Genomic DNA, 26,260 nt, shown 5'->3' on the forward strand with positions numbered 1-26,260 from the left:
CGGCCGGGATGCGGTTCAGCTGATGGTGGGGCTTGCCCCTTGGTGCGGCTGGGTCTCGCCGGTCATTTCCGGAGGCACGGCGGGCAGCGTGATGGTGAACACCGCGCCAGTGGCGTCGTTCTCCACGCTCAGCGTGCCGCCGTGGTCGCGGATGATGCCAAAGCTCACCGACAGGCCGAGCCCGGTGCCCTTGCCCACCGGCTTGGTGGTGAAGAATGGCTGGAACACCTTTTCGATCACCGCGTCCGGCACGCCGCCGGCATTGTCCTTCACGCGGATGCAGACCATCTGCTTTGCGCCCTCCGGCCGGTATTCTGAGACCGACAGCTCGATGGTATCGAGCCCCTGGTCTGCGCCGGCCCGCGCGCGCTTCTCGTTGATCGCGTCGGCGGCGTTCTGAAGCAGGTTGATGAGCACCTGTTCCAACTGGTCCTGGCGGCACATCACCCATGGATGCTTGCCGTGGCCCTGCACCTTGACATTGATATTCTGCAGCCGCAGCTGCGCGCCGACCACCTGGAGCGCGCCCTCGATGGATTCGGTCGGCTCGCAGGGGGCGAACACCTCGTCGCTGGTGCGGCCGAAGATGCGCATGTGGTCGATGATCCGGCTCATGCGGATGGTTTGCTGGAGGATGCGGTTGAGCTTGGATTCCAGATGCTCGTGCGAGAGGCCGCGCCGCAGCCCGGTGAGGCCGTTCGCCGCCGCAAGCCGGATCACCCCGAGCGGCTGGTTGATTTCGTGGGCAAGCCCGGTCGCGACCTCGCCGAGCGAGGCGAGCTTGGACATCTGATAGAGCTTGTTGGCCTCGATGCGCTGCGAGGTCTGGTCGAGCGCGAAAACCACCACCTCCTGCGGTGCGCCGGGGTTTGCGCCGGGCCGGATCGGCTCCAGCGGCGCGATCACCACCTGGACCTCGTACTCCTGACCCTCGCGGGTGAAATGCTCGAGGCTGAGAAGCGGCCGGCGCAGCATGGAGAGGGTGGCGCGGAAGGTGTCGGTGGAGACGAAATCCTCCATCAACTCGGCGATCACCGTGCCCTCGTCCTCACCCACCTGTGCCACGCCATCGACCGTGACATGGATCACGCACACCCCCGGCACCCGGCCGATGGCATGGAGGAACATCACCTCGCGCTGGCGCGCGCTGGCCTCGATGGCGCCGGTGCGCACCGTGTCCTGTAGCTGAATATAGCGCGCCGCGATCACCGCCACCGCCGCCAGCATCAGGAACAGGCCGATGAAGGTGACCCAGATCACCTGGCGAAAATCATTCGTCTGCGCCCACACGAACGTCTTGTCGAAGGCGACCACCACGACGATGGGGTAGCGCGGAGAGCGCGCGAAATACCCGATGCGGTCGATGCCGTCGATGACGCTGCTGGTTTCGTAAACGCCTTCGTTCATGGTCAGCATGCGCTTGAAGGTCGGGCTGCCGGAAACATCTCCGCCGAAGCTGGTGGTGGCACTGGCGCGCGCGCGCACGATGCCGTCGAACCCAATCAGCGCGATCAGGGCATTGGGCTCCGTGCGCACGCGGCTGTAGAGGTTGAGGAATTCCTGAATGTTGAAGGACGCCACCACCACGCCCGCAAAGCTGCCGTCTTCCGCATGCAGGGCGCGGGTGAACTGGATCGTCCATTGTCTGGACACCCGGCCGAGCACCGGCTTGGAGATGAACATGCTTTCGCCCGCGCTGCCGTCCATGTGCACGCGTATGTGCTCGCGATCGGACAGGTCCATCTGCGGCGCGGTATAGTCCGGCTCGTCGGCGCTGGTTGCGACCAGCCTGCCGTTGCGGTCGATCACGCTCAACAGCACGATCGACTTCGGCAGGTTGTACGCGCGCACCGCGTGATAGACTTGCTGGCGGTTCCATTTCGCGGAGAATTCCCGGTCGAAGTTCAGCAAGGCCGAGTCGATGGGCGCGACCGTCTGCTCGAAGCTGTTGAGCACCAGATAGGCGTTGCGCTGCGCCAGTTCGCGGAATTCCTTGACCTCTGCGTTGTGATGCAGCGTGAACATGAAGACCGCCCCCACCAAAGTGATGGAGGCCAGCAACATGATCGAGCCCAGGATCAACAGGGCGCGACGTCCGAAATTCAGGGCTGGAAAGAGCGGGAGAATGGGGCGCACGCCCTCAGTCCTTTCCATCGCCGTCGCCGAATGCGAGCACACGGCTGAGCACCCGCTGAAGGTCTTCCATCACGAGCGGCTTGGGAAGGCAGGCCTCCACGCCGGCGTTCACCGCCCGCGAAATGTCCTCGGCGGAGGCATGGCCCGTCATGACGACGAATTTGAACGCGCGCTCGGGATAGCGCAGCTGGATTTCGTTGAGCAGGCGGATGCCGTCCAAATCCGGCATGCGGATGTCGGTCAGCACCACGTTGATCTGCGGATGCGTGTGGACGAGCTCCAGCGCCTGCGCCGCGCTGCGGGCAGAATGAGCGTTCAGATCGTCGAACCCCAAGGCCTCGATCAGTTCGTCGAGATATTCGGGCTCATCATCCACGATCAGCAGATGGGACATGTTCTCACCGTGCCTCAGCCGCCCTCCAGGTCTTCCGCCTGAGCGAACTGCACCGTGGTTCCTCGCAGCCGGAAACGGCAAGCCGAACCACATTCAGCCAGCACCCGGAGCGAGGAGAGGTCAAGGCGAGATGCTTCCGCTTTGGAGCCATTGCCGCCGGCGCCCCCACCGGCGGCAACCGGTTCAGCTGGGCCGGCTGGCGGCAAACACCGGGCAGCGCGCGGAAAAGCGCTCCAGCCAGGCGACCAGGCGGGGATGGCCCTCGCGCCAGGTGCCGGGGAGGCGGAAGTCCAGATATTCGAGCGCGCACGCAAGCGTGATGTCGCCGACATTGGGCTCGCCCTCGCTCGGCAGGTCGGCTTCCAACTCGGCGAGCGCGCGGGCCACCTTGCCGGCCTGGATCGCGATCCAGCTTTCGACGCGCATGTCGGCGCTGCGGTAGCGGCCTTCGTAGACCTGGAGCAGGGCGGCATCCATGATGCCGTCGGCGAGCGCCTCCAGCCGCAGGGCGGTAAAGCGCGCCTCGGCCTCCTCGGGAACGATGCGCCCGCCGCCGGCGACATGGTCGAGATAGGCGAGAATCACTGGGGAATCGAACAGCGCCGGGCCGTCCTCGCGCAGCAGCACCGGGATTTTGCCGAGCGGGTTCTGTTGGCGGACCGTGTCGTCCGCATTCATGGTGTCGGCGGTTTCCAGCTCCAGCGGGAGGCCGAGATGGGCGGCGGCGACGCGCGCCTTGCGGGCGAAGGGGGAGGAGGGCGAGTAACGCAGGCGCATGAGGCTGGCTCTTCTGGCGTGAGGATCCCGCAGCAGAGCTAAACCCCTTTGCCATATGCGAGAAGGGGCCTTGCGGTTTTTTTCGCAACGGCCGGCGCGGTGCGCGCCCGTCAGCGCTCGGGGACGATCCAGGAGATGCGCGCGCGCCCCTTGCCGTCATGGGCGAGCAGTGGGGCGAGCGCGGTGAGGATGGTGCGCATCTCGTCCGCCAAGGTGAAGGGCGGATTGACGATGATGAGCCCGCTTCCGGACAGCGCGGTGGTGGTGCGCACCTCGGCGAAATCCAGTTCCACCCGCAGGGTCTTGGGCAGGCCCACCTGGGCCACCTCGCGGCGGAACGCATCCACCGCCCGCAGGTCCTTGATGGGATACCAGAGCATCAGGATGCCGGTGGCGAAACGCTCGTGGAAGGTGGTGAGGGCGCCGATGAGCCGCTGGAACTCGCCGCCTTCCTCGAACGGCGGATCCACCAGCACCAGCCCGCGCCGCTCGCGCGGCGGCAGGTGGGCGGCAATGGCGTTCCAGCCGTCCTGCGACAGCACTTTCACGCGCGGATCGTCGCCGACATTCTTCTCCAGCTTCGCGCGTTCCTCGAAATGCAATTCGGAGAACAGGAAGCGGTCCTGCGGCCGGGCGAGCGCCAGCGCCAAGGCCGGGGAACCGGGATAGCGGCGCGCGCCGGCATAGGTGCGCAGATGGCGCACCGCGTCGAGATAGGGCGCGAGCAATTCCGCCGCCGGGGCGGGAAGGTCCGCCTCGAGCACCCGCTCGATGCCCGCTTCCGCCTCGCCCGTGCGCTGGGCCGAGACGCCGCCGAGATCATAGAGCCCGGCACCCGCATGGGTATCGAGCACGCGATAGGGCGTGTCTTTCTTGTTTAGATGAGCGAGCACGCGGGCAAGCGCGGCGTGCTTCATCACGTCGGCGGCGTTTCCCGCGTGGAAGGCGTGGCGATAATTCATTGTCGGCACTTCATGGGGCGGCACGTCATGGGCGAGGTCGGCTTTCGCTGCGCCCTATCGCGCGGACGGCGCCTGCACCGGAGGAACCTCCAGGGTGCGCCCGGCCCGGCATCCGCGCCGGTCCGCTTCGGGACAGGGCCGAAATGTGAGGTCCTTGCTGAAGCAAACCCGCACCTCGCGCAAGCGCTTCGCGCCGCAATCGACGGCGATCATCGCGGTGGTCAGGCCGGGATTGGCGGCGATGAAGGCGGCCTCCACCTCGGCGGGGGTCACGGTCGCGGCCTCGGCGGGGGCGATGAACGCCGGCGGGATGGTGATTTTCTCGCGCGCCGCCCGCAGCTTGGCGAAGAAGGCCTCGGGGGCAAGGCCGGCGCAGGTGCCGTGCCGGCGCCATTCGTGGATCACGAGGCCGCGGCTCGGCATCAGGTCCTGGATGCCGTTGAGCGTCTCGGCGGGAATATAAGGCGCGGGCGTCTGGCAGGATTGGGGATAGCCGCGCTCGTTCTGCGGCCACAGGCCATGGACGATGAAGCCGAACGGGCGGCCGGCGCGGCATTGGGCGCCCTCCGCGCGGGTCTGTTCCGCGCAATAGGTCGGCGACCAGGACAGAGCGAGAATATAGAAATCAAAGGCGCCGGGCGTGCCTCCCGGCGCGGCCCGCGCCGCTCCCGCCGCCGCGAGCAGCAGCAGCGCGACGGCGCAGAGGCGTCGAATCACGGACGGGCCATCTTGCAGCCGGGGGCATAGGCCATGTTGCGATCCAGCCCGTTCACGCACCATTCCACGCCCCAGGTATAGCCCTGGAAGCTCGAGTCCTCGATGATGGAATAGTCGATCTGGTGGATTTTATTGTCCGAGAGCACCACCTTGGCGGTGCAATAGCGGCGCGGCTGGAACGCCTCGCCCCAGGGACGGAAGGCGATTTCACGCACGTTGGAATAGGACAGGATGTTCAGCGGCGCGTTCCAATACATGCGCTCGGTCTCGGCGAAGCGCATGGAGATGGTGCCGAGCGCCAGCGGCTCGGTGCAGGCGGGAAGGTTGCCGCTATAGCTGTCGTTGGGCAGCCAGAAATTATCGAGAATGCTCGCGGCCTTGGCCGGCACACCAACCGCAAGACCGGCCAACAGGGCCGCGATCCCGGCAAAAGCCCGCCCGCTGCGCATCGTGCGACCCATTCCCACTCTCCCGTACTTCAATCCGATATTTGGCGGGACGATGGAACCGGCGATTGTCCCGGTCAAGCGCAGCAGAGACACACCCGGCGAAAAAGCGTTTGGCCCGCCATCCTTGTGCTGCGAAATTCCGGCATCATGCCGCCTTGGCCGAACCCTGCGCCCGTCCGGGCGCCGTCACGCTCCCGCAGCGTCAACGAGATGGATGCCCGCATGTCGCACGCCCGCTTCGCCCCCGAGATCATCGGTGCATCGCAAGCGGTGGGAGGGACCGCCGGGCGCCTGGAGCGCTTCGAGACCGGGCGCGAAGCCGCGCTGCGCCTGCGGCCGGACCAGCCGGTCTATTGCTTTCGCCCCGAGGTGCTGCGGGCGGATGCGCGCGCCTTCCTCTCCGCCTTTCCCGGCAAGACCGCCTATGCGGTGAAGACCAATGGCGAACCGATGGTGCTGGAGACCCTGGCCGGCCTCGGCATCGGCGCGTTCGACGTGGCGAGCCCGGCGGAGTTTCACGCCGCCCGCGCCGCCGCGCCGAGGGCCGAATTGCTCTATATGCACCCGGTGAAGGCGCAATCGGACATCCGCCTCGCCCTGGAGCGCTACGGCATTTGCGTGCTGGCGCTGGACCATGAGGACGAGGTCGCCAAGATCCTGCGCATGGTGCGCGCGCTCGATCTCGACCCGACGCAGATCACCTTATTCGTCCGTATCGCCAGCAAGGGGGAGGCGGCCTACGAGCTCTCCAAGAAGTTCGGCGCGGCGCCCATGCACGCGGCCGAACTGCTCCAGCGCATCCACCATATCGGCTTTCGCTGCGGCATCGCGTTTCACGTGGGCAGCCAGATGGTGGACCCCACGACCTATGAGCGCGCCATCGCCACCGCCGCCGAGGTGCGGGACATCGCCAAGGTGCCGATCGCGGCGCTCGACATCGGCGGTGGGTTTCCTGCCCATTATGCCGAGGACCCGCGCCGCCCCGCGCCGCCCTTTCCCCCGCTGCCGGAGCTGATGGGCATCGTGCTCGACGCGGTGAAGCGCCATGGCTTCGCCGATACCCCGCTGGTGGCGGAGCCGGGCCGCGTGATCGTCGCCCGCGCCTTTTCGGTGATCGTGCGGGTGCTGCTGAAAAAGGGGCAGCGGCTTTATATCAACGACGGCATCTGGGCCTCGCTGTCGGACAGCTGGACCGGCAAGATCCTGCTGCCGGCCCGCCATATCCCCGACCCCGCCCGCCGGCGCCGCGCCGGGGCCTCGGACAAAGTGGTGCCGTTTCGCATCTATGGCGCCACCTGCGACAGCGTGGACGTGCTCTCGCGCCCGTTCTACCTGCCCGAGAGCATCGATACCGGCGACTGGATCGAGATCGGCCATATCGGCGCCTATTCGCTATCCCTACGCACCCATTTCAACGGCTTTTATCCCGACACCTTCGTGGAGGTGGCGCGGCCGTTCGAGGCGGATGGAACGGTGGCCGGCTTCGCCGAGCCGGAGCGGCGAGCGAACGTAGAGGAAGCGTGACCTTCGCACGGCCGAAATCGGCGCAATGGCAACAAATTGCCGACCGATTTCATGGTTAATCCTGCCTCATCCGACTGTTCCTACAGACATTGATGCCGCCTCGCGGGGCGTGCATGGAGATCGCCATGGCCACGGCCCTGCGGGATGGTGTGCGTCAGCTTGAGACGACGGCGCGCATCTGCTTGATGGTGCTTGCCCTTGCAAGCGGTGTTTATACTTATATCGGCGTGCGGGATTTGCTGGATGGCAGCGCCACGGCGGTGTTCTTCGCGGCGATCATCTATTCGGTCGCGGTGTCGGTGGGCATCTATGCCTTCTGGACCTTCATGATGCGCTTCCTGCCCCATGTGGAGGATGCGGCGAGCCGGGCCCTGATGTTCGGCGCCATGGCCTTGGGCTCGGTGATGATCGTCGCCATGTGCTCGTGGCTGAACGCGAGCGCGCTCGCCGGTTCCGCCGCCATCGAGCAGCATATGAGCCGGGCGATCGAGGATTACGACCGGGCGCTAGAGGAAAATCACGGCAAGGCGCTGGCCGCGCAGGGGCTGGCGCCCGACATCGCCATGGCGGCGGCGCGCTTCTCCCAGCTGGCGGATGCCGAGCGCACCGGCTCGCTCACCGGCACCACCGGGTCCGGCACCGTGGTGCAGCTGCTGACCCAGATGGCGAGCCAGCTCGGCGCGCTTTCCAAGGAGGTCGCGGCCTCCGGCGACAAGGTGAAGGAGGCCTATGACCAGGGCGCAAAGCATCTCGCCGCCATGCGGGACCTCGCCTCCGGGGCGGGCCGCGTGACGCCGCGCGCGGATGCGTTCGGTGGGGAGGCGACCGCGCTCGCGGGCGTGCTGACCGCGCTCCAGCAGGCTTCGATCGCGCCCGCGGTGAAGCGCGCCGCAACCGATTTCGCCTCCGGCTTCATCGCCCCCGCCGCCGATGGGCGCTCGCCCGACGTGGTCGGGCGGCAGAACGAGGTCGTGGGGCGGGTGCAGGGGGCGGTCGCGGCGCAGTCGAAAGCGCTCGCGGGCGCGGCGGACAAGGTGATCGCGATGCCGGCCTATGTGCCGCCGCGCTTCGCGCACATCTCGCCCGCCGAAGCCGTGCTGCGCTATGCCTCCGACTTCATCCCGAGCTGGGCCGGGGCGATTTCCATCGACCTTCTGCCCGCCGTGCTGGTGTTCATCCTGTGCATCGTCCACGCCAGCCTGCGGCGCGAGGGCCAGCCCCAGGCGGGGACCGACACCATGACCGCCGGCGAACTGCTCGCCGCTTTGCGCATGGCCCGCGCGGTCGAACTGGCGCACGCGGATTTACGCGCGCCGCTGGTTCCGGACCTCGCCGCTATGCCAGCCGCGCCGCACGGCGCTGAAATCGCTCGGCAGGAGGAGGCATCGCCTCAACCGGCGCCACCCGAGCCGGCGGACGAGGAAAAAGTGACGACCTTGCACGGCCACAGCCTGCGCCCCGCCAAGCGCGACTGATCGCCATGACCCCGGCCGTCTTCCTTCAGGCTCTGCGCGACTGGCGCCGGCGCCCCGACGATGCCCTGCTGCATCTGCTGTTCGCGGTGCTGCTGATCGCCAGCGCCGCCATGCTGGTGCAGGATTTCGGCCAGCTTCGCAAAGCCCAGGCCGCGCTTTCCGCCCCTGTTCCGGGGCAAGTGGAAGCGCCGCCCGCCGCGCCCCTCGGCCCGGCGCGGGAGGGCGGGCCGGAGGCGCCCGCGCCCGATGGCGCCCTCAACGCGCCCATGACGTTCGATCTCCAGAGCGACGGCCGCCTTGCCGCCACCGGCACCATCGCGCCCGGTACGGCGGCGCTGTTCGCGGCGGAGGTGGAGAAGCGCGGCTCCTATGTGCGGACGGTTGTGCTGCGCTCGCCCGGCGGCTCGGTTCAGGATGCGCTCGCCATGGGCCGGCTGATCCGCGCCAGGGGATTTGCCACCGAAGTGCCGGCGGGCGCCTATTGCGCCTCCTCCTGCCCGCTGGTGTTTTCCGGCGGGGTGGAGCGGCGCGCGGGCCGCAATGCGGCGCTCGGCGTGCACCAGATCTACGGCGCGCCTCCGCCCGCCGGCACCGCGCCGCCGGACGGCATGGCGCAGGCGCAGCAGGTCTCGGCGCAATGCCAGCGCTATCTGCGCGACATGGGGGTGGATCTGGACGTGTGGCTGCGCGCCATGGAGACGCCGAAGGACAAACTGTTCTATTTCACCGCCGAGGAGATGGCGCGGCTGAAACTCACCACGCCCGCGCCCGGCCCGCTTTCGACCCCCGCGGCGGCACCCGTGCCGCCGCGCGGGTAAGGCGCTCACATATAGAGCTTTTCCTTCTGCAGCCCGGTATAGAGCGAGGCGACATATTCGCCATAGCCATTATAGAGCAAGGTGGGGCGGCGCTCGCCGGTGGCGATGTCCTTCTCAGTCGCCTGGCTCCAGCGGGGATGGGGGACGGCTGGGTTCACATTGGCCCAGAAGCCATATTCCGCGCTCTGCACCACTTCCCAGAAGCTCTTTGGCCGCGTGTCCACGAATGAGACCTTGACGATGGCCTTGATGGACTTGAAGCCGTATTTCCACGGCAGGGCGAGGCGCAGCGGCGCGCCGAACTGGTTGGGCGCCGGCTTGCCGTAAATGCCCGTGACCATGAAGGCGAGATCGTTGGTGGCTTCCGCCATGGTCACCCCTTCCACATAGGGCCAGGGATAGAAGCGGCCATATTGGCCGGGCGCCACGTCGCGGTCGAGGAAGGTCTCGAACCGCACATATTTCGCCCCGCTCAGCGGCTTGGCGTAATCGACCAGCGCTTTTAAGGGAAAGCCGGTCCAGGGCACGGCCATGGACCAGGCTTCCACGCAGCGATGGCGATAGAGCCGCTCTTCCAGGGTCATGGCCTTGAGCAGGTCGTCTATGGCGACATCGCGCGGCTGCTCGACGAGCCCCTCGATGCGCACCGTCCAGGGGCGCACCTTCAGCTTGGCGGCGGCCTTGGCCACGTCGTAATTGGTGCCAAACTCGTAATAATTATTGACCGTGCTGGCCGCTGCCTCGGGCGTCACCGGCCGGTCGAGCGTGTAGGTCGGGTTGCGCTTGGCGGGGTAGAGGCTGGCCGAAGGGTCGGCCGGTCCCGCGCCTTGCGCTGCCGCGAGGCCGGGAAGCGCCCCGGCGCCGATCAATCCCGCGCCCGCTCCGAGGAGCGCGCGCCGCGAGAGAAAGACGCTTTCGGGCGTCGCCTGGCTTTCGGGGATTTCCCAGCCGCGTTTACGTCGAATGAGCATGAGTGGCCTCCATCGCGGCGCAGCATTGGAGCCAACGCAGGGGGAGGCAATTCAAACGCCCGTGTGGAAGGTATCAAGATATAGGCCTCACGGTGCCGTGAGACCTCCGCCGGCCTTGGCCGCTTTCCGCGCCTCGCTTTCCGCGCCGCCATCCTCGGCGGGCTTCTCAGCGGGAGAGCACCTGCTCGTTGGTGCGCACCGGGGGCAAGGTGGCGCGCAGGGTCAGCGTGGCGGCGGCGAGCGAGATGCTCAGCCCGCTATCGGCCGAAACGCTCAGCGGCTGCAAGGCGATGCCGAGCTTCGCGTCCTTCGCCATCAGCACGTTGGCGGAGAAGCCGGGGCCGAGCGCGGCGCCGCTGGTGAAGCCGACATATTGGCCGGAAAGCGCGCCCGGCCCGAGCTTCGGCGTGGTGGCGAGCACCGCCCAAAGCATGCTGCCCTGGTCCGAGACACCGAAATCCAGGCCCGCGCGCTCGAGCGTGCCGGTGTAATATTGGTTCATGCCGAGGGTGGCGCGAAACTCGCAGTCGACCTTGCGGGTGGAGCCGAAGCCATAGGCGATCGCGGATTCGCCTCGGCATTCCAGCAGTCCGGATTCCACCTTCTGCATGTCGGTCTTCGCCGGCTCCGTCGCCGGCTGGGCGGGCGCGGGCTGCGCAGGCGCGGATGGAGCGGTCGCGGATGGGGCAGCGGGGGCCGGAAGCGGCGCCTGGACCGCCTGTATGGTGGGCAGCTGAACGGTGGTCTGGGCCGGGGCGGGCTGTTCCGCGCCCGGCACCAGTTCCATCTGCGCGGCCGAGAGTGGCGCAGCGAGCGCCGGGATCACGGCCGAACCGAAGAGAAGGGAGCGGAGGATCGAGGCCATGTCGTGTCCTCCGTTCAGCGTCACTTCGCCGGGGTCAGGGTCAGGTCGGAAATGCCGGCGGCGATGGTGACGCCGGTGGTGCCTTGGAGCGACAGCGGCTGGAGTGCGATGGTGCTCTTGGAGCCGCCGAGCAGCACATTTGCGCCGCCGCCGAGGCCCCAGGCCGCATCCGCGCTCACGCCGACATATTTGCCCGCGAGATCGCTGGCGGCCGGCGCGGTGTTGGGGGCGAACACCGCCCAGCTCAGCGTGCCGGCATTGGTGACGCCGATATCGAGGCCGAAGCGTGCCACGGTGCCCTTATAGGACGCGTGCACCACCGGGGCGGTGGGCGTGCCGGTGAGCAACTGGCAGCTCAGATCCCGCATCGAGCCGATGATGAAGCCGACCGCCGGTGCGACCTTGCATTGCAGCACGCCGACCTGAATTTTCGGTGCGGTCTGCGCCTGGGCGGAGGTTGCCATCAGGCCACCGGCCAAAAGGGCGCCAAGTACCGTATAGATTCGCATGGAATCCCCCAAATGTCTGACGCGTTAGTCCTACGTCCGCGACGGAAGGGGTACAATAGCGGAATAGTCCCGAGGTGCCGGACGAGCGGCCCGGAAGGCCCCGCCGCCGGAGCGGCGGGGTGGAACTGCGACGATCGGCGCGCCGTCGCGCCGGGGCCGTCAGGTTCAGCGCAGGGTCATGTCGGCGATGCCGAGGGCGAGATTGACACCGGTCTGGGTCTCGACGGAAAGCGGCTGGAGCGCGATGGTGTTGCGCGAGCCCCCGACCAGCGCGTTGGCGCCGAGGCCGACGCCCAAGGAGGCATTGGCGGAAGCGCCCACATAGGTGCCGCGCAGGTCGTTCGGGCTGATCTTGCGGGTCGGCGCGAGCACCGTCCACATCAGGGTGCCCTGGCCGTTCACGCCGATATCCAGGCCGAAGCGGCGCACCTGACCGGTGTAGGACGCGCGGGGAACGCCGCGGAACGCCGGGCGCAGGGTGCAGGACATCTCGCGGATCGAGCCGATGATGAACGACACATTCGGCGCCATCTGGCAGACCAGCGTCCCGACCTGGATGCGGGTCTGGGCGGCGGCGGGTGCCGCGCCGAGCGCGAGGGCAGACGCGGCCAAAGCGGCAGCGAAGCCGGCCTTCAGAGCAATCTTCATGATGTGCTTCCTCCAATAAAACGCCGGCTGGCGGGGGGGCAGGGCCGGCGCCGTTAAGCCTTAGCCTGGACCAAGTGTTCCGCCAACGCTTACGAAAGGCTCAGGTTCCATGCCGGGCGCGCGGATTATGAAGATTCCGCGCGCCCTGCGACGAATAAGTCACGCCTGACCTCTGGAGAGGCTCAGCTGAGCGCGCCGCAGAAGCGCTGGATGCGCGTGCAGGCTTCTTCCAGGTCCGTCGTGGCGGTCGCATACGAGATGCGGAATGCAGGGCCGAGGCCGAAGGCCGAGCCATGCACCACCGCCACGTTTTCCGCTTCCAGCAATTCGGTCGCGAAATCCTCGTCGTTGGCGATCACCTTGCCCGAAGGGGCCTTTTTGCCGATCGCGCCGGAGCAGAACGGGAACACGTAGAAGGCGCCCTCCGGCTTGGGGCAGGTGAGGCCCTTCGCCTGGTTGAGCATGGACACCACGAGGTCGCGCCGCTCCTTGAACACCGCATTGTTGCGGGGAATGAAGTCCTGCGGCCCGTTCAGCGCTTCCACCGCCGCCCATTGGGCGATCGAGGAGGGGTTCGACGTGGACTGCGACTGAAGCGTGCCCATGGCCTTGATGAGCGCCTCGGGCCCGGCGGCATAGCCGATGCGCCAGCCGGTCATGCAATAGGCCTTCGACACGCCGTTCAGCGTGAGCGTGCGGTCGTACAGGCTCGGTTCCACCTGGGCCGGGGTGGCGAACTTGAAGTCGTCATAGACCAGGTGCTCGTACATGTCGTCGGTGAGCACCCACACATGGGGATGCCGCACCAGCACGTCGGTGATGGCTTTCAGCTCGTCATGGGTATAGGCGGCGCCCGAGGGGTTGGACGGCGAGTTGAAGATCAGCCACTTGGTCTTGGGCGTGATGGCGGCTTCCAGCACGTCGGCGCGGAGCTTGAAATTGTCTTCCAGCGTGGTGGGCACGCTCACCGGTGTGCCGCCGCAGAATTCCACGATGTCGGGATAGCTCACCCAGTACGGCGCCGGGATGATGACCTCGTCGCCGGGGCCGACGGTGGCCACCAGCGCGTTGAACAGCACCTGCTTGCCGCCGGTGCCGACCGACACCTGGCTCGGCTTGTAGGTGAGGGCGTTGTCGCGCTTGAACTTGGCGACGATGGCGGCCTTCAGCTCGGGAATGCCGTCGACAGCGGTATAGCGCGTCTCGCCCCGGCGGATGGCGGCGATGGCGGCTTCCTTGATGTTCTCTGGCGTCTCGAAGTCCGGCTCGCCGGCGCTGAGCGCGATCACGTCGCGGCCGGCCGCTTTCAGCTCCCGCGCCTTGTTGGAGATGGAGATGGTCGGCGAGGGCTTGATGCGCATCAAAGCGGGCGAAAGGAGGCTCATGGCCTTTGACTCCGGACGCAGGCCGGCGGTGCCGCACGCGAATGCGCTGGTGCCGTCGGACGCGAAGGGTGAGACGAAGCGCCGGTCCGCCGCGAGGCAGGCCGGCATGCGGCACTTTATTAGTCGAGGGCGATTTCCCGAACAAGCAAGCATTGTGAATGGGTGGGGCGCAATGCACTGATGGATTGCCGGCGCATAACCTTCCGGCCCGTCTTGCGGGGCACGACACAAGCCTCCATCTAGGCGGGGGCCGAGAGGGAGACGCCGTGCTGACGCTCTATTCCACCCAGGCATCGGGAAATTCCTACAAGGTGCGCATGCTGCTGGCCAAGCTCGGCCTGCGGTTCCGCCTGACCGAAGTGGATATTCTCTCCGGCGAGCACCGCACGCCGGAATTCCTCGCGAAGAATGCCGATGGCCGCGTGCCCCTGCTGGAACTGCCCGGCGGCGCGACCCTGGCTGAGTCGAACGCCATCCTGTTCTATCTCGCCGACGGCACGCCCTTGCTGCCCGCCGCGCCCCTGGCGCGGGCGGAGACCCTGCGCTGGATGTTCTTCGAGCAGAACAACCACGAGCCGGGCATCGGGCAGGCGCGGTTCTGGCTCCAGCAGGTGCGCGGCGGGCGCGAATTGCGCACCCACGACATCGACCGCTGGATGGAGGAGGGCTATGGCGCGCTGAAGGTCATGGAACGCCACATCCAGGGCCGCGACTTCTTCGTCGGCGAGCGTTTGACCATCGCCGATATCGCGCTCTACGCCCACACGCACATCGCCCACGAAGGCGAGTTCGACCTTTCCCCCTTTGCCGCCGTGCGGGCGTGGCTGAGGCGGGTCGAGCGCGAACCCGGTCACGTCCAGATCGACTGGCGCCCGCTGGAGCAGGCAGCCTGACGCAAGCTTCAGCGGATAATGTGAGGATGCGCGCAAAAGAATCACATCGCGCGCGCTACAACCTTATCCAGCGTAAAGTCTCGCGCCCGCGTGATCTAAGTCACGAAAACGCCACGCTTATTCCAGCACATGCCGTGGCGTCGCCACAATCGCGGCTTGCTTGAAGAGCAACTCTTGGTGAGTCGCAGGGAACCGATTCGCGGCATCCCGGCTTCTATAGGTCAGTTGAACCGTCCGAGGCGAAGCGATGTCTGAGTTTCGTGAGTTTGCCGTACTTGAGAACGGTGTTTCCTCCGCCGACCCCGACGCCTTGGCGCGCGCGGTGCGCAAGCACAAGGCGGGCGACGCCATGGCGCAAGTCGCGCTCACGATTGCGTTGATGTTGGCGATTTGCGCCGTAACCGTGGTACTGTCGTTCGATCGCGCAAGCGCTTCGGTCCTCAACGCCGCGGAGGCGACCATGTCCAGTTCGCTCCTCTCCAGTTCGCTGCTGTCCCTCTCCCTGTTCGGCCTCGTGGTCCTCGCGGGTGCGGCGATGTTGACGCGCATGCGCGTCGCGCGTCTCCAGCCGGTTCGGGTGCGCGCGTCCCGTCCCCGCCTGCCGCGCTGATCTTCGGTTTCTGGATCGTCCGGGGTTGGCTTGCGGCCCCTCTCGCGCGGCCGACGGCCGTGCTTTATGCATATCAAAGCGCCCACCCGCAGCGCCCCGGAATGCCGTGGCACTCTTGCCGCCGCCCGGCCCGCCGCTCTTCGACACGCCGCGTGCGATCCGTCAGAATTTCTGAAAGATGAAATAGGCGCCGAGCGCGATGAAGCTGAACCCCAGCGCGTGGTTCCAGCCCAGTGGCTCCTTCAGATACAGCACCGAAAATCCCGCGAACACCACCAGCGTGATGACCTCCTGCATGGTCTTGAGCTGCGCGGTGGAATAGGCCGCGGACCCGATGCGGTTCGCCGGCACGGCCAGGCAATATTCGAAGAAGGCGATGGCCCAGCTCGCGACGATCGCCAGCAGGATTGGAGAGGATTTGTACTTCAGGTGGCCATACCAGGCGAAGGTCATGAACACGTTGGAGGCGATCAGCATCCCGATCGGCAGGAGCGCGGTGGCGGAAAACGGCATGGTAGTTCCATCTGGACATGAGCGGGCCCGCAAGCCGCGGGCGGGGCGAGAATAGCCGGGGTCCCGGTGGCCTAGAGGTGTTTTTATACCGACAAATTTACATTCCCCCGATCCTTTGCTGGCACTACACTTCAACCTCCGGGACATGAGGCGAAGCGGGTGTGGCCTAAGGTGGACGGGGTGAAGCTCTGGGGGGAAAGCCCTTTATTCAAGCTGGTGGACGCGGCGCTCCTGGTGCTCGGGGACGGGTCCATGACGATCGAGGCGGCCAATCCGGCGGCGGCGCGGTTGCTGGGTCCCGAACTCGGCACGCTGCCCTGCGCGGCCGCGATCCTCGGCGCCACGGTGCCGCTGGCCCTCAGCACGGTAATTCAGGGTGCCAAGCGGCGCGAGGACACGCACGCGGTGCTGCGATGGCCGTGCCGCACCGCGCACGGCAATCGCACCCTGACCTTCTCCCTCGCCGCCTTGCCGGGCGCGCCGAGCCGCTGGCTCGCCACCGTCACGCCCGCCGTGGTGGGGCAGGGCGATTGGCCGGGATCGTTCGCCGAAATCCTGCATGCCCTTCCCGTCGGCGTCGAGCTCTATGATCGGGACCTCAACGCGCTGTTCTACAACAAGGCATCGGACGATCTGTTCCTGTACCAGGAGCATGCGGTGGTGCATTTCGAGGATTGGTGGGTGCTCGGCTTTCCCGATCCGCAGGTGCGGGCGCGGGTGGTGGAGGAATGGCATCAACTCATGGCCGCGGCCGAGCGCGCGCCGGACTCCATCCAGCAGACGGAATGGGTGGTGCGCTGCCGCGACGGCGTGGACCGGGCGGTGCAGTTCCGCTTTCGCTGGGTGGGACAGACCTATGTGCTGGTGGTGTCGGACGTGACCGCCCAGCGCCAGCTCGAACAGGATCTGCGGCGCCTCGCGGGGTCCGATCCGCTGACCGGGCTGCTGAACCGCCGCCGGTTCCTGGAGCAGGCGGAAGCGGTATTTTCCGCGCCGCGGGAGGCGGGGGCCTTGTCGATGCTGATGCTGGACATCGACCATTTCAAATCCATCAACGATGCCCATGGCCATGCCGCCGGAGATGCGGTGATTTCCATTGTCGCCGAGCTGTGCCGGCAGGTGCTGCGCGGCGAGGACAGCATCGCGCGCATGGGCGGGGAGGAATTCGCGGTGCTGATGCCGCAGGCGGGGCCGCAGATGGCGATGGCGCTCGCCGACCAGCTGATCGCCGAGGTGTCGCGCGCGCCGGTGGAGGCGGAGGGGCGGCCGATCGCCGTGCAACTGAGCATCGGCGGCACGGCACGCTGCGCCGAGGATGGAAGCGTGTTCGACGTGCTCGCCCGGGCCGATCGCGCGCTTTATGCCGCCAAGCATGGCGGGCGCAACCGCGCGGTCTTCATGTCATAGGCAGCGTGTGACGGGCAGCGTGTGACGGGCCGCGCGTCAAAGGCGCGCGTCCAGGGCGTGCCCGCGCGCATTTGGGCGGGCCGTGCGGCGGCTCATTGGCCGGTGGAGCCGGACCCTCCGGGCGCCGGAATCACCCGCACCGGCCGTCGGCCGGGCTGTTCGGCGGCCGGGGCCAAGGGCGCGGCCGAGGTGGGCGGCACGGGGTCGAGCGGGGCGGCAGCGGGGCGCGAGGGTGTGGCGGCCGCCGCCTTGCCCTTGGCGCCGGCGGTTGCCGGATCGCTGGCCGGGCGCGGCTGGGACATTTCCTTCGCCTGTTCCTCGGTCACGAGGATGTCGCCCTTTTGCAGGGTGGAGGCATCCTCCAGGCCCGAGAGCGCCTGCGCCCAGGATTGGCCGGGCGCCCGGCAGGAGCAGGACGGCACCAGCTGCTTGCGATACATGAGCGCGGTCGGCAGCGACATATAGGGCTTGCCGGTGATCGAGGTCGCCTGCTGAATGTCCTCGCCGGGATTGCGATAGCTGAACAGCTGGGCTTCGGTGGCCGGGCATAGGCGCCGGCACTGGGCATCGTCGCTGGCGAAGCGCGAGGGGACGGTCGCGTAGGAAATCGGGAAATAGAAGCCGTCGCAGGTGCGCACGCACACGGTGCGATAGGTGGAGGATTTCGGCAGCTCCATCGGCGCGACGTCGAGGCCGGGACCGCCTTCTTCCGGCTCGCTGTTCACCGGGCCGCCGAACAAAGCTTCGAAGAAATTGCGTTGGCGTGGCGGCTGGCGCGCCGGCTGGCCCGCGCCCATGGCCTGGGCGGCGGCGCGATATTGCTGGCCGCAATTGGCCTGCGCCAGGGCGAGGATCAATTGGCGGCGCTGGCCGTCCTGGTCGCCGCCGCCGCGATCGACGCTGGCGATGGAGGCGCGCAGGCGGGAAATCTGGTCGTCGATGACATCGCATTGGGGCGGACGCGGCGGCCCTTGGAAGATGAAGAAGCCGCGCGGCGCATCGCAGCTCATCTGCTTGGCCTGGCTGTTCAGCCGGTCCAGATCGCTGCGCATGCGCGCCAGCTGGGCCGCGCGCCCGTTATTGGGATCGTTGGTGCTGCGGTCGAGCGAGGCGAGGGCGCCTTCCAATTGCACGCAGCTGGGGCCGGCCTGCGCCTGCTGGCCTCCACCATAGCCGGGGGGCGGCGCCCCATAGCTTTGGCCGGGGGCCTGCGCCAACGCGGGGCCGGACATGAGGGCCAGGCAAAGGCCGAACACGCGAACCGATTTCATTCTCAACCCTGTTCGGACCCACCCAGGCCGATCACCGAGGGCCCTTATAGCGCCATTCGGGGCGGTCAATGGTGACGAAAGTTTGATCGTGGCTGGAAAAGTCGATCCTGCCTCACGAGCGCCCGCGCATGCGGATGTTGAAGCTGTCGTAGGAATATTCCGCGATCTGCCACCACAGCAGCTGTTCGGAGCGAATGCTCATCAGGCTTTCCAGCGCTTGCTTGAAGCTCGGATTCTGCGCCGCCAGCGTATTGTAAAGCTCGAACGAAGCCTTGTAGCCCGCTTCCATGATCGGCGTGGAAAAGGCCCGCAATTCCGCCCCCTGCTGCACCAGCCGGCGCAGGGCGGGCGGGTTCACGGCATCATATTTCGCCAGCATCCAATTGTTCGCGGCCTCGCAGGCATTGGCGAGAATCGCCTGGTAATGCTTGGGCAGCTTCTCCCACTGGTCCTTGTTGATCAGCAGGTGAAGCATGGCGCCGCCTTCCCACCAGCCGGGGTAATAATAATATTTCGCCACCTTCACGAGGCCGAGCTTCTCGTCGTCATAGGGCCCGACGAATTCCGCCGCATCGATGGTGCCGCGCTCCAACGCCGGATAGACGTCGCTCGGCGGCAATTGCTGCGGCACCACGCCGAGCTTGGCCAGGACCTGCCCGCCGATGCCGCCGATGCGGAATTTCAGCCCCTTCAGATCCTCTAGCGTATTGATTTCCTTACGGAAGAAGCCGCCCATCTGGGTGCCGGAATTGCCCATGGGAATGCCGAGCGTGTTGTACTTCGCCAGCACGCCGTTGATGATGTCGGCGCCGCCGCTGAAGAACCACCAGGACTGCTGCTGGCGCGAATTGAAGCCGAACGGCACGCCGGTGCCGAAGGCCAGCGTCGGGTCCTTGCCGATATAGAAATATGTGGCGCTCTGGGCGCATTCCACCGTGCCGTTCTGCACCGCGTCGAGCGCCTGGAGGCCGGGTACGATCTCGCCGGCCGGGAAGGTCTGGATTTGGAACTTGCCGTCGGTCGCCTCGCTCACCATTTTGGACAGCGTCTGTGCGGTGCCGAAGATGGTGTCGAGCGAGCGCGGGAACGAAGAGGTCAGGCGCCACTTTATCTCAGGCTGGCTCTGCGCCAGGGCCGGCATGGCAAGCGTGGTGGCTGCGGTCGCGGCGATCGCGGTGCCGGAAGCGCCGAGGAAGCGGCGGCGTGCGGTATCCATGGGGATCTCCTGGCGTCTTCGTTCTTATGTCTTGGTTTGGGGCGTCTTGATTTTGTCGCGGGAGAGGTGTCACGACGGGGCGATGGCGTCAATCGCGGCGTCCGTGCGCCGCATCGCAGCATCGTGAACCCGCGCCGTCTGTGAGGCGCGCCCTCTGTGAGGATTGAGCTTATGTTTCGGCCGACCTGGATTGCCGCTTTGCTGGCGCTCGCGATTGCCGCTCCTTCCGCGGCGCGCGCGCAGGAGCCGGACCTGATTTTCAAGAAGTCCACGGTGTGGAAATTCCTCACCCCCGACGACAAGCTCGCGGTCTATGGCATCGACGACCCGGTGGTGTCGGGTGTCGCCTGCCATTACACGACGCCGGAAAAGGGCGGGATTTCGGGCATGGTCGGGATGGCGGAAGAAGTGTCCGACATCTCGCTCGCCTGCCGGCAGATCGGGCCGATCGCCTTCACGAAGAAGTTCGAGCAGGGCGACGTGGTGTTCCGCGAGAGCCGCTCCTTCTTCTTCAAGAAGATGCAGATCGTGCGGGGCTGCGATGCCAAGCGCAACGTGCTGGTCTACCTCGTCTATTCCGACAAGCTGATCGACGGCAGCCCGAAGAATTCCACCTCCACCGTGCCGATCATGCCCTGGGGCACCTCCGGCGAGGTGCCGCGCTGCGCCGACTTCCTGAAATAGCCGGTCGGAGTTTCCGGCGCGCCCCGCGAATGCGGATGATCAGCGCGCGCAGGAATCAGCGCGTGCAATATTCGCCGCGTGCAGGATTCACCGCGTGCAGGATTCACCGCGTGCAGGATTCACCGCGTGCAGGACTCACCGCGTGCAGGTGATGGCGACCACGGCGGGGCAGCTTTGCCCCGTGCACACCGCGCGGGGGGTCTGTTGGGTGCTGGCGATGGGCACGATGCCGCTGGCGTCCGCGACCTTGCCGTAGTCGAGCGCGCGGGAATAATCATGGGTGCGGCACCAGGCGGTGGCCACCTGTTCGCCGCAGCGTTCGCCATTTGCGAGGCACATGTCGACGCCATAGGCGTCGGAATTCTCGATCAGGAAGATTCGCGTCTCCGCCGACGCGGCGCTCGAAGCGAGCATGAAAGCGGCGGCGAGAAGCAAGGCGGGTTTCTGCATGGGCAGGTCGGGGACCTCTGAGGGACCCGAGGGCCTGAGCAACATCAGGCGCGGGGGCCGCAGGAATGACGCGCGAAACAGATACGCGATACCGAAGCGGGATTGGCATAGCCGCGTCGCAGCATTTCGGTCAAGCCTCCCGCTGGGACACGAAATGGGGCGGCGGCGCCACAAAGCGGGCATCGGCGCGCGAAATCGGCTTGACGCTTGCGTGATCGCCTCCCATTGTCCCGCGCCATGAACGGCCAGATCTCAGCGCGTCCGCGCGCCCACCTGTCGATTATCTGCGGTTAGCCCGAACAGCTGGCCGCGGCCGTCCTATGCTGCACCCCTCTTGAGGAGTTTGGACGCCCCGGCCGGCACCGGAGCGGCGCTTGCGCGTCCTATAAGGTCCAAAGGGGAGCACACGATCCATGGAGCTGCGGCTCTACAATACCCTGACCCGGTCGAAAGACCCGTTCCGGCCCATCGATCCCGCCAATGTGCGGATGTATGTGTGCGGCCCCACGGTCTATGACCACGCCCATATCGGCAATGCGCGGCCGGTGATCGTGTTCGACGTGCTGTTCCGCCTGCTGCAACGCACCTACGGGGCGGAGCAGGTGACTTATGTGCGCAACATCACGGACGTGGACGACAAGATCAACGCGCGCGCCGCCGATCGCGGCATCTCCATCCGCGACCTGACGGAGGAGACCTACGACTGGTTCCGCAAGGATACGGCGGAGCTGGGCTGCCTACGCCCGACGGTCGAGCCGCGCGCCACCGAGCATATCGCCGAGATGAAGATCCTCATCGAGCGGCTGGTGGCGTCGGGTCACGCTTATGTGGCCGAGGATCACGTTTTGTTCAACGTGCCGGCCATGCCCGATTACGGCCGCCTGTCGCGCCGGCCGCTGGACGAGATGATCGCCGGCGCCCGCGTCGATGTGGCGCCCTATAAGCGCGATGCCATGGATTTCGTGCTCTGGAAGCCGAGCGCCGAGGGCGTGCCGGGCTGGCCTTCGCCCTGCGGCATAAACGTGCCGGGGCGGCCGGGCTGGCATATCGAGTGCTCGGCCATGTCGTGGAAGCATCTCGGCGAGACGTTCGACATCCACGGCGGCGGCATCGACCTCGTGTTTCCCCATCATGAGAATGAGATCGCCCAGTCGCGCTGCGCCTTCGACAGCGGCGTGATGGCGCGGGTGTGGATGCACAACGGCTTCCTGATGCTGGAAGGCGAGAAAATGTCCAAGTCGCTGGGCAATTTCGTCACCATCCGGGAATTGCTGAACGACTGGCCGGGCGAGGTGCTGCGCCTCGCCATGCTCTCCACCCATTATCGCCAGCCGATCAACTGGACCCGCCAGGGCATCGGTTTTGCCGCCAAGACTCTGGACAAATGGTATCGCATCATCGGCGACGAGCCGGCGCAGGGCGCGGGCGAGAGCGAGAATCCGTTCGAGGCGGAGATCGCCGAGCGGCTGGGGGATGATCTGAATTCCCCGTCCGCCATCACCCATCTGCATCACCTCGCCGAGGTTGCGGAGGACGTGGACACCTCCTCCGCCCTGAAGCGGCGGTTCAAGGCGGCGGCCAATCTCATGGGCCTGTTGCAGGACACCGAGAGCGAATGGCGCGCGCGCCAGGCCCAGGATGCGGCGGTGGACGCGGTGATGGTCGAAGAGCTGATCGCCGCCCGCAATGCCGCGCGCAAGGGCCGCGATTTCGCGGCGGCGGATCATATCCGCGAGCAATTGGCGGCCAAGGGCGTGGTGCTGATGGACAATAAGGACGGAACCACCTCCTGGGAGGTTGCACGCTGATGGCCAAGACCCCGCACGCCCCGTCCGAGGAAGGCTTGCCGCGTCCGGCGCTGCGGCCGCTCCTCCCCGCCGACACCGAAGCACTCGCCGCGCTCTTCCGCGCCTCCATCGAGGAGCTGACCGGCGAGGATTACGACACCGACCAGCAGGAAGCCTGGATCGGCGCGGCCGACGACGAAGGGGCCTTCGGCGCCCGCCTCGCGGCGGAATTGACCCTGGTGGCCACCATGGGCGGCACGCCGGTGGGCTTCATCGCGCTCAAGGACGATGAGCTGATCGACATGCTCTATGTGCATCCGGGCGTGACGGGGCAGGGCGTCGGCACGATGCTGTGCGAGGCGGCGGAGACCATCGCCAAGGCGCGCGGCAAGGAAACCCTGACGGTGGATGCCAGCGACACCGCCCAGCGCTTCTTCGCCCGGCGCGGCTATGTGCCCCAGCGGCGCAATACGGTGACGCTTGGCAATGCCTGGCTCGGCAACACCACCATGCAGAAGACCTTGCCGGAGCTGAAGGCCAAATCCTCATGACGGGCGCGGTCACGAGCGGCGCCTAACCCTATGCCGCGCCGCCCCGTTCGCGGCGCTGCGGGACGCCATCGCCTGTTGAATGATCCAGGCCGGCGCCGGACGGCGTGTTTTAAGCGCTCACATGCCCTCGATGGCCGCGCTCGCGGCGGCGTGGATATCGGCTTCCTTCACCCCGGCGGCGGCGGCCTGGAGCATGGGCAGGATCTGCCCGGCATCCTCCGCCACCAGCACGTTCACCGGCGCCGTCCCGCGAATGAAGGCGTTGGCCCGCATATGGTCCAGCAGCGACAGGAACGGGTCCCAGAAGCCGGCGATGTTCGCCACCAGGATCGGCTTTTGATGCTGGCCGAGCTGGGCCCAGGTGAGCTGCTCGACCAATTCCTCCAGCGTGCCCACCCCGCCCGGCAAGGCGACGAAGGCGTCCGCGCGCTCGAACATCAGCTTCTTGCGCTCGTGCATGTCGGTGGTGACGACGAGTTCGCCGCCATGGTCGAAGGCGCGTTCGCGGGAGATCAGGAATTGCGGGATGATGCCCGTGACCTCCCCGCCATTGCGTGCCACGGCGGTCGCGACTTCCCCCATCAGCCCCACCCCGCCGCCGCCATAGACGAGGCGCACCCCGTTGCGGGCGAGGATCTCGCCGAACCGGCGCGCCTCCTCCACGAAGATCGGGTCCGAGCCCGGAGAGGAACCGCAATAGACGCACACGCTTTCGATACGTGCCATGGGGCCTGCTTTGATATGTCTGTTCACTGTGTCTCACATGGCCGACGTTACCCGCCGGCTCCTTTAAATTGATGATGCGCCGCGACGAAATCGTGACGCGGGAGAAAACAACGTCTCCGCCTTGTTTTGGTTCAGATCATCGTTTATCGCCGATGGCCGATGACTGATGCTTTCCTTTCCCCGGCCGAGTCGGAGCTGCTGGCGGCGCAATTGCGGGCGCTTGCGCATCCCGCGCGCCTCAAGGTGCTTGAAACCCTCGCGCGGCACCAAACCTGCGTATGCGGGGAAATCGTCGCCGGTCTGCCCCTGGCGCAATCGACCGTGTCGCAACACATAAAGGTTCTCGCGGAAGCGGGCCTGATCCGCGTGACGGTCGATGGCCCGCGCTCCTGCTATTGCATCGACCACGCGGCGCTTGGCGCCTTGCGCGGCCGTCTCGATGGCCTGTTCGCCGCGCTCGCTCCGGCGGGCGATGCCGCGCGCACGGCAGCGCTTCAAGATTAAGTAGGTTTTGATGTCCGATACTTCAACGTCCCGCGCCGCGCGGGAACATGCACGCGGCGCCTTCAAGGCGGTCGCGGCCGCCGGCGGCGCTCTGACGAAGACCGTCGCGGCCCTGTGGCCCTATCTCTGGCCACAGGATCGTGCCGATCTCAAGGCGCGGGTGGTGGCGACCAGCGCGCTGATCGTGCTCGCCAAGCTCGCCACCATGGCGGTGCCGTTCTTCTTCAAATGGGCGACCGACGCGCTCACCTCACGGCCGGACGGGCAGGGCGACATCGACATCGCCTGGTTTCTCGCCGCCCCGGTGCTGCTGACCCTGGCCTATGGCGGCGCGCGCCTCGTGATGGCCGGCATCACCCAATTGCGCGACGGCATCTTCGCCAAGGTGGCGCTGCATGCGGTGCGCAAACTGGCGCTCCAGACCTTCGAGCATATGCATGCGCTGTCCCTGCGCTTCCACCTGGAGCGCAAGACCGGCGGTCTCACCCGCGTTCTGGAACGGGCGCGCGAGGGCATCGAGACCATCGTGCGCATGCTGGTGCTGCAGCTTGCGCCGACGGTTCTGGAAATGGTGCTGGTGCTGATCGTCCTCGCCGTCGCCTTCGACTGGCGCTATGTCGCCGTCGTGGCGGTGACGGTGGGCCTATACACCTGGTTCACCTATGCCGCGAGCGAATGGCGCATTCAAATCCGCCGCGACATGAACGAGAGCGACACCGAGGCCAACACCAAGGCGGTGGACAGCCTGCTCAATTACGAGACCGTGAAATATTTCGGCGCCGAGCGCTGGGAAACCCAGCGCTATGACCGCTCGGTCGCGCGTTATGAGAACGCCACGGTGAAGACCTTCACTTCGCTGGCGTGGCTGAACGCCGGGCAGGCGGCGATCTTCACGCTGGGGCTCACCTCCACCATGGTGCTGGCGGCGTTCGACGTGCGCGCGGGCCGCCAGAGCCTCGGCGGCTTCGTCATGGTCAATGCCATGATGATCCAGCTGTACCAGCCGCTGAACTTCCTCGGCATGATCTATCGCGAGATCAAGCAGGCCATCGTCGATATCGAGGCCATGTTCTCCGTGCTCTCGCGCGATCCCGAGATCGAGGACAAGCTAGGCGCCGGGGCGCTCCAGGTGAACGGCGGCACGGTGCGCTTTGAAAATGTGCGCTTTTCCTATGAGACCGACCGCGAGATCCTGAAGGGCATTTCCTTCGAGGTGTCGGCCGGGCGCACGGTCGCCATCGTCGGGCCCTCGGGCGCCGGCAAGAGCACGATTTCGCGCCTCATGTTCCGCTTCTACGATGTGAAGAGCGGGCGCATCACCATCGACGGGCAGGACATTCGCGAGGTGACGCAGGAGAGCCTGCGCGCCGCCATCGGCATGGTGCCGCAGGATACCGTGCTGTTCAACGATACCATCGCCTACAACATCCGCTACGGCCGGCAGGATGCCTCCGAGGCCGAGGTGGAGGAGGCGGCGAAGCTCGCCCAGATCGACCCCTTCATCCGCGCCATGCCCAAGGGCTACAAGACCGAGGTGGGCGAGCGCGGGCTGAAGCTCTCCGGCGGCGAGAAGCAGCGCGTCGCCATCGCCCGCACGATCCTGAAGGCGCCGCCCATCCTGCTGCTGGACGAAGCCACCTCAGCTCTGGACAGCCACACCGAGAAGGAAATCCAGAACGCGCTGGAGCGGGTTTCCGAAGGGCGCACGACGCTGGTCATCGCGCACCGCCTGTCCACCGTGATCGGCGCCGACGAAATCCTGGTTCTGTCTCAAGGCACGGTGGCCGAGCGCGGCAGCCATGCCGAGCTTCTGGCCAAGGGCGGCCTTTATGCCGCGCTCTGGCGGCGCCAGCGCGAAGCGGACGACGCCCGCGAAAAACTCGCCGCCGCGCAGGAAAGCGACGTGCCGGTGCTCGACAAGGATGCCGTGCCGGTGGTGCGGCTGGTGGACCATCACGAGGACGAGGCGAGCTCGGCGGCGTGAGCGGGGCGGGGCCGGGCGCGTTTTCCGGCGCGCC

Annotated in this window: 27 protein-coding genes; 11 read left to right on the forward strand and 16 right to left on the reverse strand. The window is 66.8% G+C overall.

The features are described 5' to 3' along the window. Positions 1 to 15: 15 nt before the first annotated feature. From V5G24_RS08550 to V5G24_RS08575, 6 genes are all read right to left on the reverse strand, one after another. On the reverse strand, positions 16 to 2,136 hold the full coding sequence (locus V5G24_RS08550) for an ATP-binding protein (RefSeq protein ID WP_394084820.1): 2,121 nt from the start codon (positions 2,134 to 2,136) through the stop codon (positions 16 to 18). 4 nt (positions 2,137 to 2,140) lie between these two features. Continuing rightward, entirely contained in the window at positions 2,141 to 2,530 is a 390-nt protein-coding gene (locus V5G24_RS08555; protein WP_394084821.1) for a response regulator, read from the reverse strand. A gap of 183 nt (positions 2,531 to 2,713) precedes the next feature. Then, positions 2,714 to 3,307 (reverse strand): glutathione S-transferase N-terminal domain-containing protein, encoded by a 594-nt coding sequence (locus V5G24_RS08560; RefSeq protein WP_394084822.1) that lies wholly within the window; start codon positions 3,305 to 3,307, stop codon positions 2,714 to 2,716. 110 nt (positions 3,308 to 3,417) lie between these two features. Next, on the reverse strand, positions 3,418 to 4,269 hold the full coding sequence (locus V5G24_RS08565; protein WP_394084823.1) for a 23S rRNA (adenine(2030)-N(6))-methyltransferase RlmJ: 852 nt from the start codon (positions 4,267 to 4,269) through the stop codon (positions 3,418 to 3,420). A 54-nt stretch (positions 4,270 to 4,323) separates the two neighbouring features. Further along, positions 4,324 to 4,986, reverse strand: coding sequence for a ribonuclease T2 family protein (locus tag V5G24_RS08570; RefSeq protein WP_394084824.1), 663 nt, complete (start codon positions 4,984 to 4,986; stop codon positions 4,324 to 4,326). Next, positions 4,983 to 5,447 carry a hypothetical protein gene (locus tag V5G24_RS08575; RefSeq protein WP_394084825.1) on the reverse strand — a complete coding sequence of 155 codons (465 nt, stop codon included), beginning with the start codon at positions 5,445 to 5,447 and terminating at the stop codon, positions 4,983 to 4,985. Before V5G24_RS08575 ends, V5G24_RS08570 begins: the two co-directional genes overlap by 4 nt. A gap of 279 nt (positions 5,448 to 5,726) precedes the next feature. Here V5G24_RS08575 and V5G24_RS08580 point away from each other — a divergent pair, with 279 nt between their 5' ends. The 3 genes from V5G24_RS08580 (at position 5,727) to V5G24_RS08590 (ending at position 9,252) form a co-directional block, all read left to right on the forward strand. Further along, positions 5,727 to 6,959, forward strand: coding sequence for a type III PLP-dependent enzyme domain-containing protein (locus V5G24_RS08580; protein WP_394084858.1), 1,233 nt, complete (start codon positions 5,727 to 5,729; stop codon positions 6,957 to 6,959). A 125-nt stretch (positions 6,960 to 7,084) separates the two neighbouring features. After that, positions 7,085 to 8,434, forward strand: a complete 1,350-nt coding sequence (locus tag V5G24_RS08585; RefSeq protein WP_394084826.1) for a hypothetical protein — start codon at positions 7,085 to 7,087, stop codon at positions 8,432 to 8,434. Positions 8,435 to 8,439: 5 nt separating this feature from the next. Then, complete coding sequence (locus V5G24_RS08590; protein ID WP_394084827.1) at positions 8,440 to 9,252, forward strand: COG3904 family protein; 813 nt, start codon at positions 8,440 to 8,442, stop codon at positions 9,250 to 9,252. 5 nt (positions 9,253 to 9,257) lie between these two features. Here the strand turns inward: V5G24_RS08590 and msrP are convergent, their stop codons facing one another. The 5 genes from msrP to V5G24_RS08615 all read right to left on the reverse strand — a co-directional run bounded on the left by msrP (position 9,258) and on the right by V5G24_RS08615 (position 13,630). Further along, entirely contained in the window at positions 9,258 to 10,223 is a 966-nt protein-coding gene (msrP, locus tag V5G24_RS08595) for a protein-methionine-sulfoxide reductase catalytic subunit MsrP (RefSeq protein WP_394084828.1), read from the reverse strand. A gap of 166 nt (positions 10,224 to 10,389) precedes the next feature. Continuing rightward, on the reverse strand, positions 10,390 to 11,088 hold the full coding sequence (locus V5G24_RS08600; protein WP_394084829.1) for a DUF992 domain-containing protein: 699 nt from the start codon (positions 11,086 to 11,088) through the stop codon (positions 10,390 to 10,392). A 20-nt stretch (positions 11,089 to 11,108) separates the two neighbouring features. Then, positions 11,109 to 11,597, reverse strand: a complete 489-nt coding sequence (locus V5G24_RS08605) for a DUF992 domain-containing protein (protein WP_394084830.1) — start codon at positions 11,595 to 11,597, stop codon at positions 11,109 to 11,111. A 165-nt stretch (positions 11,598 to 11,762) separates the two neighbouring features. Further along, positions 11,763 to 12,245: a DUF992 domain-containing protein gene (locus tag V5G24_RS08610; RefSeq protein ID WP_394084831.1), complete on the reverse strand. Its 483-nt coding sequence runs from the start codon at positions 12,243 to 12,245 to the stop codon at positions 11,763 to 11,765. Between the two features lie 182 nt (positions 12,246 to 12,427). Next, positions 12,428 to 13,630: a pyridoxal phosphate-dependent aminotransferase gene (locus V5G24_RS08615; RefSeq protein ID WP_394084832.1), complete on the reverse strand. Its 1,203-nt coding sequence runs from the start codon at positions 13,628 to 13,630 to the stop codon at positions 12,428 to 12,430. A gap of 317 nt (positions 13,631 to 13,947) precedes the next feature. Here V5G24_RS08615 and V5G24_RS08620 point away from each other — a divergent pair, with 317 nt between their 5' ends. Both V5G24_RS08620 and V5G24_RS08625 read left to right on the forward strand, forming a co-directional pair. Continuing rightward, positions 13,948 to 14,523, forward strand: a complete 576-nt coding sequence (locus tag V5G24_RS08620) for a glutathione S-transferase C-terminal domain-containing protein (RefSeq protein WP_509292320.1) — start codon at positions 13,948 to 13,950, stop codon at positions 14,521 to 14,523. A gap of 247 nt (positions 14,524 to 14,770) precedes the next feature. Next, positions 14,771 to 15,133: a hypothetical protein gene (locus tag V5G24_RS08625; RefSeq protein ID WP_394084834.1), complete on the forward strand. Its 363-nt coding sequence runs from the start codon at positions 14,771 to 14,773 to the stop codon at positions 15,131 to 15,133. Positions 15,134 to 15,295: 162 nt separating this feature from the next. Here V5G24_RS08625 and V5G24_RS08630 read toward each other — a convergent pair whose 3' ends face one another. Beyond that, positions 15,296 to 15,646: a DMT family protein gene (locus V5G24_RS08630; protein WP_394084835.1), complete on the reverse strand. Its 351-nt coding sequence runs from the start codon at positions 15,644 to 15,646 to the stop codon at positions 15,296 to 15,298. A gap of 159 nt (positions 15,647 to 15,805) precedes the next feature. Here V5G24_RS08630 and V5G24_RS08635 point away from each other — a divergent pair, with 159 nt between their 5' ends. Then, a complete protein-coding gene (locus tag V5G24_RS08635; protein ID WP_394084836.1) occupies positions 15,806 to 17,053 on the forward strand; it encodes a GGDEF domain-containing protein in 1,248 nt (415 codons plus the stop codon). Between the two features lie 92 nt (positions 17,054 to 17,145). Here the strand turns inward: V5G24_RS08635 and V5G24_RS08640 are convergent, their stop codons facing one another. Next, entirely contained in the window at positions 17,146 to 18,324 is a 1,179-nt protein-coding gene (locus V5G24_RS08640) for a DUF2865 domain-containing protein (protein WP_394084837.1), read from the reverse strand. A 112-nt stretch (positions 18,325 to 18,436) separates the two neighbouring features. Further along, on the reverse strand, positions 18,437 to 19,540 hold the full coding sequence (locus V5G24_RS08645) for a TRAP transporter substrate-binding protein (protein ID WP_394084838.1): 1,104 nt from the start codon (positions 19,538 to 19,540) through the stop codon (positions 18,437 to 18,439). A gap of 171 nt (positions 19,541 to 19,711) precedes the next feature. Between V5G24_RS08645 and V5G24_RS08650 the strand changes: the two genes are divergently transcribed. Further along, a complete protein-coding gene (locus V5G24_RS08650) occupies positions 19,712 to 20,224 on the forward strand; it encodes a CreA family protein (protein ID WP_394084839.1) in 513 nt (170 codons plus the stop codon). 135 nt (positions 20,225 to 20,359) lie between these two features. On the opposite strand, the gene V5G24_RS08655 is transcribed toward V5G24_RS08650, so the two are convergent. Beyond that, positions 20,360 to 20,674 (reverse strand): hypothetical protein, encoded by a 315-nt coding sequence (locus tag V5G24_RS08655; RefSeq protein WP_394084840.1) that lies wholly within the window; start codon positions 20,672 to 20,674, stop codon positions 20,360 to 20,362. A 413-nt stretch (positions 20,675 to 21,087) separates the two neighbouring features. On the opposite strand from V5G24_RS08655, the gene cysS reads away from it, so the two are divergent. Further along, positions 21,088 to 22,482, forward strand: a complete 1,395-nt coding sequence (gene cysS / locus V5G24_RS08660; protein WP_394084841.1) for a cysteine--tRNA ligase — start codon at positions 21,088 to 21,090, stop codon at positions 22,480 to 22,482. Next, positions 22,482 to 23,012, forward strand: a complete 531-nt coding sequence (locus tag V5G24_RS08665) for a GNAT family N-acetyltransferase (RefSeq protein WP_394084842.1) — start codon at positions 22,482 to 22,484, stop codon at positions 23,010 to 23,012. Before cysS ends, V5G24_RS08665 begins: the two co-directional genes overlap by 1 nt. A gap of 117 nt (positions 23,013 to 23,129) precedes the next feature. Here V5G24_RS08665 and V5G24_RS08670 read toward each other — a convergent pair whose 3' ends face one another. Next, positions 23,130 to 23,738 (reverse strand): LOG family protein, encoded by a 609-nt coding sequence (locus V5G24_RS08670; RefSeq protein WP_394084843.1) that lies wholly within the window; start codon positions 23,736 to 23,738, stop codon positions 23,130 to 23,132. Positions 23,739 to 23,897: 159 nt separating this feature from the next. Here V5G24_RS08670 and V5G24_RS08675 point away from each other — a divergent pair, with 159 nt between their 5' ends. Both V5G24_RS08675 and V5G24_RS08680 read left to right on the forward strand, forming a co-directional pair. Next, a complete protein-coding gene (locus tag V5G24_RS08675) occupies positions 23,898 to 24,242 on the forward strand; it encodes an ArsR/SmtB family transcription factor (protein ID WP_394084844.1) in 345 nt (114 codons plus the stop codon). A 10-nt stretch (positions 24,243 to 24,252) separates the two neighbouring features. After that, positions 24,253 to 26,226, forward strand: coding sequence for an ABCB family ABC transporter ATP-binding protein/permease (locus tag V5G24_RS08680; RefSeq protein ID WP_394084845.1), 1,974 nt, complete (start codon positions 24,253 to 24,255; stop codon positions 26,224 to 26,226). The last annotated feature ends 34 nt before the right edge of the window (positions 26,227 to 26,260 follow it).

Origin of the sequence: Roseixanthobacter finlandensis, from assembly GCF_043195105.2 — a bacterium.
In the GTDB taxonomy this organism is placed as follows: Bacteria; Pseudomonadota; Alphaproteobacteria; order Rhizobiales; family Xanthobacteraceae; genus NCEH01.